The organism is Catenulispora subtropica (genome assembly GCF_039531675.1).
Lineage (GTDB): Bacteria > Actinomycetota > Actinomycetes > Streptomycetales > Catenulisporaceae > Catenulispora > Catenulispora subtropica.
Window position 1 is genome coordinate 69,115 of the sequence record NZ_BAAAQM010000054.1, and the last position, 6,406, is coordinate 75,520.

The following is a 6,406-nucleotide window of genomic DNA, read 5'->3' on the forward strand; positions in this document are numbered from 1 at the left end:
CCGAGCGTTCGCTCGGCGGACCTTTCACGTCGGTGGCTCAGGCGGCCAGGCCGGCGGCGTTGCCGCGCTTGACGGCCAGGGCGCCGGTGCGGCCGAGCAGCATCGCGATGGCCATCACGATCAGGGTGTCGGTCAGGGCGTCGACCGTGACCCGGTGGTCGTACATCCAGGTGCCGAGCTGGTGGGTGAACCAGTGGTTGGCACCGTAGGAGAACATCAGGCGGGCGCCGATCACCGCGGTCCACAGCGCGGCGTACCAAGCTCCGGCCTGGGTGCGCACCACCCCGGCCTCGTCCCGGCGCACCTTGAGCAGAGCGGCGGCGGCCAGGCCGAGCAGCAGCCCGACGGCGGCGCCGGCCAGTTCCAGGACCAGTCCCGTGCCGTCGGTGGCCGGGTGCTTGACGTAGAGCGGCACGATCACCGCCGCGGCGATCATCGGCCGCAGCAGCCGCGCCGCGCCGACCTTGCGCCGGCCCAGGTCGGTGCCCAGCACCGAGGCCAACACGATGATGTTCACGATCCAGATGCCGGCGTCCATGGTCCGTCTTCCCCTCTTGAGCTGCCGCGTTCTTGCTGACACTGAAAGATTCGCAGCTCAGGGGGTGCAACGGCTTCCACCCGCGGATGGAAGCCGGGTGGAAGCCGGGTGGAAGCCGGGTGGATGGAACGCGGCGCGGTCAGCGCTCCGGGACGCGCGCCAGGACCCCGTACGTCCGCAGGATCGACACCTCGGCGCTGTTCGGCTCCGGCTGCCACCGGTCGACCGTGACCAGCCCCGGAGGCTCGATCTCCAGGCCGTCCAGCCAGCCGGCGACCTGCTCGGGCTCCCGGTTGATGAACGGCACCCGGGTGGAGCGCCGGTAGTCGTCGAGCATCTCCTGCTGCTCGCCGGGGTGGGCCAGGTCCGGGGCGGCGTGCGAGAGCGCCAGGTAGCTGCCGGGCGCGGTCGCGCCGACGTAGGCGGCGACGATCCCGGCCGGGTCCTCCTCGTCCGGGATGAAGTGCAGCACGGCGTTCATCAGCACCGCCACCGGCCGGGACAGGTCGAGCGTCCGCCGCATCAGCGGGTGCTCCAGCACCGTCTCCGGGCGCCGCAGGTCGGCCAGCACGGCCTCGGCGCCGTCCACGTCCTTCAGCAGGTGCCGGGCGTGGGCGATGGCCACCTGGTCGATGTCGACGTAGACCACCTTGACGTCGGGGTTCACGGCCATCGCGACCTCGTGCACGTTGCCGACCGTCGGCACCCCGGAGCCCAGGTCCAGGAACTGGGTGATGCCGGCGGTCCCGGCCAGGTGCCGCACCACCCGGCCCAGGAAGGCCCGGTTGGCGCGGATCGCCGCCACCAGCGTCGGCATCGCCGTGGCGGCCCGCCGCCCGGCCTCGCGGTCCGCCTCGAAGTTCTGGCTGCCGCCCAGCCAGAAGTCGTAGATCCGGGCCGGGCTCGGCTGTGAGGGGTCAACGTCGGGGAGGCTCAGGGCCAGCTCCGCAACCTCGATCGCGTCCATGGGTCCCAAGGTACCGCCGGATCCCGGTGGGTGATCAGTCCCCTCACGTTTCGATCCCGGCCACCGGGTACCGGGAGCATCGCAACAACGCCTTGACCACTCCTGACGATCTCCGAGGAGAACGACGATGCGGTTCACGATGGTGATCCGGCGAGCGCTGATGATGTGGATCGTGCGTCGGCCCTGAGGAGCGCGCCGATGTGGCGCATCAGACACCGTGTTACTTGTAAGTGACTAGTAACATGCCAGCATGGCGGCAGTACAGAAGAAGATGAGCGCCGACGAGCGCCGGGCCCAGATCCTGGCGATCGCGGCGGAGGAGTTCGCGGTCGGCGGGCTGCACGGCACGTCGACCGAGACCATCGCGCGCCGGGCGGAGATCACGCAGGCGTACGTCTTCCGGCTGTTCGGCTCGAAGCGGGCCTTGTTCATCCAGGTGGTGAAGCAGGCGTTCGAGCAGCTGACCGGCTCGATGCGGGCGGCGGCCGGCGACCGTTCCGGCCTGGAGGCGCTGTCGGCGATGGGCCGGACCTACGACGCGCTGCTCGGCGACCGGACGGCGCTGCTGTTGCAGTTGCAGGGTTTCGCGGCGGCCAGCGAGCCGGAGGTGCGGGACGCCGTGCGGGAGAGCTTCGCGCGGATGTGGCACACGGTCGCGGACACGACGGGGCTGGATCCGGTGGCGGTGAAGTCGTTCCTGGCGTTCGGGATGCTGCTGAACAACAGTGCGGCGCTGGAGCTGCGGGAGCTGGACGAGCCGTGGGCCCTGGGGGTTCGGACGCGGATCCAGCCGGGGCTGTTCACCCACATCACCTCTGAGACGAACCGGTGACCGCCGCATCGGTGGCCGCCGAGGACCGGCGGACGGAGTCGCTGACCCGGACACTGCTGGCGATAGCGCTGGTGGTGGCGGTCGCGGGCAGTCTGGGCTCGCCGTTGATCACGAGTGTCGCGACCACGCTGCACGTCTCGCTCGCGGCGGCGCAGTGGACGTTGACGGTGTCGTTGCTGGTCGGCGCGGTGGCGACGCCGGTGCTGGGCCGCCTGGGCACCGGCGCGCGCCGGCGTCCGGTGGTGGTGGGCACGCTCGGCGTCATCGTCTTCGGCAGCGTCCTGACGGTGCTGCCCTTGTCGTTTCCGGTCCTGATCGTGGGGCGCGCGGCGCAGGGGTGCGGGCTGGCGTTGCTGCCGTTGCTGATGGCGGCGGCGCGGGAGCATCTGGACGCGGCACGGTCGGCGGCGACCGTCGCGATGATCTCGGTGGCGTCCACGGTGGGCGTCGGGATCGGGTATCCGCTGGCCGGGTATCTGACGGACGTCGGCGGGATCCGGGCGGCGTACGGCGCGGGGCTGGTGGGAACGACGATCGCGCTGCTGGCGGCGGCGCGGGCGTTCCCTGATTCGCGGCAGGCCGCGGCGCCTCCGCCGGACGCGGCGGCCAGCGTGCTGCTCGGCGGCGGGTTGCTCGTGTTGTTGTTCGTGCTGGGCGAGGCCGGTTTGTGGCAGCACCATCCCGCGGTCGCCGTCGGACTGGTGGTCGCGGCGCTGGTGCTGCTGGCCGCCTGGGTGTGGCGGGAGCGGGTGTCGCCGGCGCCGTTGGTCGATCTGCGGTTGCTGCGTCACCACGCCGTGGCGGCGGCGAACGCGGCGATGCTCATCGCGGGTGCGGGCATGTATCTGCTGCTGTCGTGCATCACGCGCTACGTCCAGACGCCGCACGCCGCCGGGTACGGGTTCGGGCTCAGCACGTTCACGGCCGGGTTGTTCCTCGTACCGTTCTCGATCCTCGGATTCATCGCGGGGCGTATCAGCCCTCGTCTACGCATGAGGGTGTCAGCGCCTGCGCTGCTCAGCTGTGCCACGGTGGTCGTCCTCGCCGCCTTCGTAGTGTTCGCGACGGTCCGCGGCACCCTGGCCGGGCCACTGGTCGCCATGTCGTCGCTCGGGTTCGGCGTCGGCGTGTTCTCCGCGGCCATGCCGGCGGTGATCCTCGCCGTCACCCCGGCTCAGGAGACGGCGAGTGCCATGGGCGTGAACCAGGTGGTGCGCAGCATCGGGTTCTCGGTCGGCAGCACTCTCAGCGCCCTGCTGCTGGCCGCGAGCACGCCGGCCGGCGCCGTGTTCCCGGATGAGAGCGGCTACGGCACCGCCGCTTGGATGGGCGCGGCGGTGACGGTGGTCGCGCTCGGCCTCACAGTCAGCGGCGCTTCCTGGTCCCGAAGATACTCCGTGTGAGTTCGCGGACCGCGGTGTTCACGGCCTGCTTCACGGTCCCGGTGCCCAGGTACTGGTCGATGAGGTTCGGCGGCGCTTTGGACGCCGCGGGGGCGCGCCGCCGGGTTTCGCGTTCGAGGCGGGCCGACTCGGCCTCCCGACGTTTGTTCTCCTCCTCCATCGCCTTCTGCGCCGCGGCCTGCTCGGCGGCCTGCTGTGCCTCGAGTTCGTGGGCGGCGAGGATCTCGTAGGCCGATTCGCGGTCGATCGCCGGGCCGTACTTCGGCGCCATCGGCGAGGCGGCCACCAGGCCCTGTACGACCGCCGTGTCGGCCGCGGCCATCAGTGATTCCGGCGCGCGCAGCCGGGTCCACGCGACCGGCGCAGGGGCGCCCTTCTCCGACAGCACGGTCACCACGGCTTCGCCGATGCCGAGTTGCTGCAGGAGTTCGCCGAGGTCGTAGCCGGACTTCGGGAACGTGGACACGGTCGCTTTGAGTGCCTTGGCGTCGTCCGGGGTGTAGGCGCGCAGGGCGTGCTGGACGCGGTTGCCGAGCTGGGCCAGCACGTCGCCGGGCACGTCCTTCGGGGTCTGCGTGACGAAGAAGATGCCGACGCCCTTGGACCGGATGAGGCGCACGGCCTGCGTGATCGCGGACAGGAACTCCTTGGAGGCACCGGTGAAGAGCAGGTGGGCCTCATCGAAGAAGAACACGAGCTTGGGCCGGTCCAGGTCGCCGACCTCGGGCAGCCGTTCGAAGAGCTCGGCGATCAGCCACATCAGGAAGGTGGAGAACAGCTCGGGGCGGCCGGCCACGCCGGGCAGTTCCAGCAGCGACACCACGCCGCGCCCGTCGGGGGCGGTGCGGATCAGGTCCATGGCGTCGAACTCGGTCTCACCGAAGAACGGCGCGGCGCCCTTGGCCTCGAACGCGACCAGCTCGCGCAGGATCACGCCGGCGGTCTGCGGCGACAGGCCGCCGATCGTCTTCAGCTCGGCCTTGCCCTCGTCGCTGACCAGGTACTGCACCACGCTGCGCAGGTCCTTGAGGTCCAGCAGCAGCCAGCCCTTGGTGTCGGCGTAGTGGAAGACCAGACCGAGCGAGGACTCCTGGGTGGCGTTCAGTCCGAGGACCTTGGCCAGCATGGTCGGGCCGAACGCCGAGACGGTGGCGCGGATCGGGACGCCGGTGCCCTCCCCGCCGAGGGCGTAGACCTCGCAGGGGAAGGACTTCGCAGTCCACTGCTGGCCGACGGCGCTCGTCCGGGCCAGCAGCTTCTCATCGCCGTTGCCGGGCACGGCCATCCCGGACAGGTCGCCCTTCATGTCGGCCAGGAACACCGGCACTCCGGCCGCCGAAAGCTGCTCGGCCATGCCCTGCAGGGTCTTGGTCTTGCCGGTGCCGGTCGCCCCGGCGACGAGGCCGTGCCGGTTCATCATGGCCAGCGGCACCCGGATCTGGAGGTCCGCGCGCGGCTCGCCGTCCACGACGAGCGCCCCGAACTCCAGGACCGGGCCGTCGAAGGCGTAGCCGTCGGCGATGGCCCGGGCCGGGTCGGTGGTCGGTTCGGCGTTCGAGTCAGTGGTCGGTTCGATGGTTGGGTTGGTAGTCGGGCCGGTGATCGGGCCGGTGGTCGGGCGGGAGGTCGGGCGGTTGGTCGGGCGGGTGGCCCCACTTGCGGCACCCTCAGCGGCCGCGGCGCTCTTCTTCGCGGCCATCACTGCGCCTTCAGGACGGCCGGGCGCTTGCCGATCTCGGCCTTGTCGGCCAGGCCCGCCAAGCCGTTGAACTGGGCGTCCAGCGACGAGACAGCGAGCCCTCGCGTGCCCTCGACCTTCGCCTCAAACATCTTCTGCGGGTCCTCGGCCGAGTCCAGCAGAGCGTTGATGTCGGCCCTGGCCAGCTGCTTCACGCGACCGAGGATGGTCTGCTTGGTCATCGGGAGTGCCTTTCTCGCCGTGGGTCGCTGCCGTCGCTGCCGTCGCTGATGCCGTCGCCGTCGCTGTCGTTGTTGTCGCCGCACCGTCAGAACCTGCCCCCGCCGCCGAACCGGCCGCGCGTGCCGCCGCCACCGAAGCTGCCCGGCCCCCCGCCGCCCGCGAGTCCGCCGCGGGACGGCACGGGCCAGCCGCCGCCCCCGCTCCGGCCGCCGCCGAACAGGTCGCCGAGAATGATGCCGCCCAGGACGGCGCCGCCCAGCGAGCTGCCGGACCGGCCGCCGCCGTACGGGGACTGGTACCGGTCGGCATCGCTCTGCGCGGCGGCCAGCGCCTGCCGGGCCAGCTGGTCGGCCTGCTGAGCCAGGGCGAGCGCCCGGGACGGGTCTCCGCCGGCGACGGCCGAGGACTGCTGGAGCAGCCGCTTGGCCTCGGCCAGCCGCGTCCGGGCCTGGCTGCCGACGGCGCCGCGCCGGGTCATGACAAAGTCCTCCGCGGCGGCGATCTCGCTGCGCGCGGTCATCGTGGCCTGCTCCAGCAGGCTGCGTGCCCGGCGGTTGTCCTGCTCGCGATCGTCCTGCTCCTGTTCCCGGACCGCGCTCAGCGCCTCGTCGAGCAGCGCGTCGGCCTCCTCGGCGCGGCGCAGCGCGTCGAGGGGGTCGTAGCGGCCGGTGAGCTCGGCCCGCACCGCGGCGGCGACCCGCAGCGCGCGCCCGGCGCGCCCGGCCAGGTCCGCCGACGCCGCGCC

General features: G+C 71.9%; 6 protein-coding genes and 1 pseudogene. 2 read left to right on the forward strand and 5 right to left on the reverse strand.

Translation table 11 applies throughout. The features are described from left to right. Positions 1–37: 37 nt before the first annotated feature. Complete coding sequence (locus ABD466_RS34760; protein WP_344661491.1) at positions 38–538, reverse strand: hypothetical protein; 501 nt, start codon at positions 536–538, stop codon at positions 38–40. Between the two features lie 139 nt (positions 539–677). Then, the gene (locus ABD466_RS34765; protein WP_344661492.1) at positions 678–1,505 is read right to left on the reverse strand and encodes an SAM-dependent methyltransferase; all 828 of its coding nucleotides are present in this window, start codon (positions 1,503–1,505) and stop codon (positions 678–680) included. 271 nt (positions 1,506–1,776) lie between these two features. Between ABD466_RS34765 and ABD466_RS34770 the strand changes: the two genes are divergently transcribed. Both ABD466_RS34770 and ABD466_RS34775 read left to right on the forward strand, forming a co-directional pair. After that, complete coding sequence (locus ABD466_RS34770; RefSeq protein ID WP_344661496.1) at positions 1,777–2,337, forward strand: TetR/AcrR family transcriptional regulator; 561 nt, start codon at positions 1,777–1,779, stop codon at positions 2,335–2,337. Continuing rightward, a complete protein-coding gene (locus ABD466_RS34775) occupies positions 2,334–3,740 on the forward strand; it encodes an MFS transporter (RefSeq protein WP_344661493.1) in 1,407 nt (468 codons plus the stop codon). The genes ABD466_RS34770 and ABD466_RS34775 overlap by 4 nt, the downstream gene beginning before the upstream one ends. Here ABD466_RS34775 and ABD466_RS34780 read toward each other — a convergent pair. The 3 genes and pseudogenes from ABD466_RS34780 to ABD466_RS34790 all read right to left on the reverse strand — a co-directional run. Continuing rightward, a complete protein-coding gene (locus tag ABD466_RS34780) occupies positions 3,703–5,439 on the reverse strand; it encodes a helicase HerA-like domain-containing protein (RefSeq protein ID WP_344661494.1) in 1,737 nt (578 codons plus the stop codon). The two genes, ABD466_RS34775 and ABD466_RS34780, sit on opposite strands and share 38 nt — an antisense overlap. Next, a complete protein-coding gene (locus ABD466_RS44565; protein ID WP_425558820.1) occupies positions 5,439–5,660 on the reverse strand; it encodes a PspA/IM30 family protein in 222 nt (73 codons plus the stop codon). The genes ABD466_RS34780 and ABD466_RS44565 overlap by 1 nt, the downstream gene beginning before the upstream one ends. A gap of 86 nt (positions 5,661–5,746) precedes the next feature. Beyond that, positions 5,747–6,406 (reverse strand): annotated as a pseudogene (locus tag ABD466_RS34790) (TPM domain-containing protein); the annotation flags it as partial.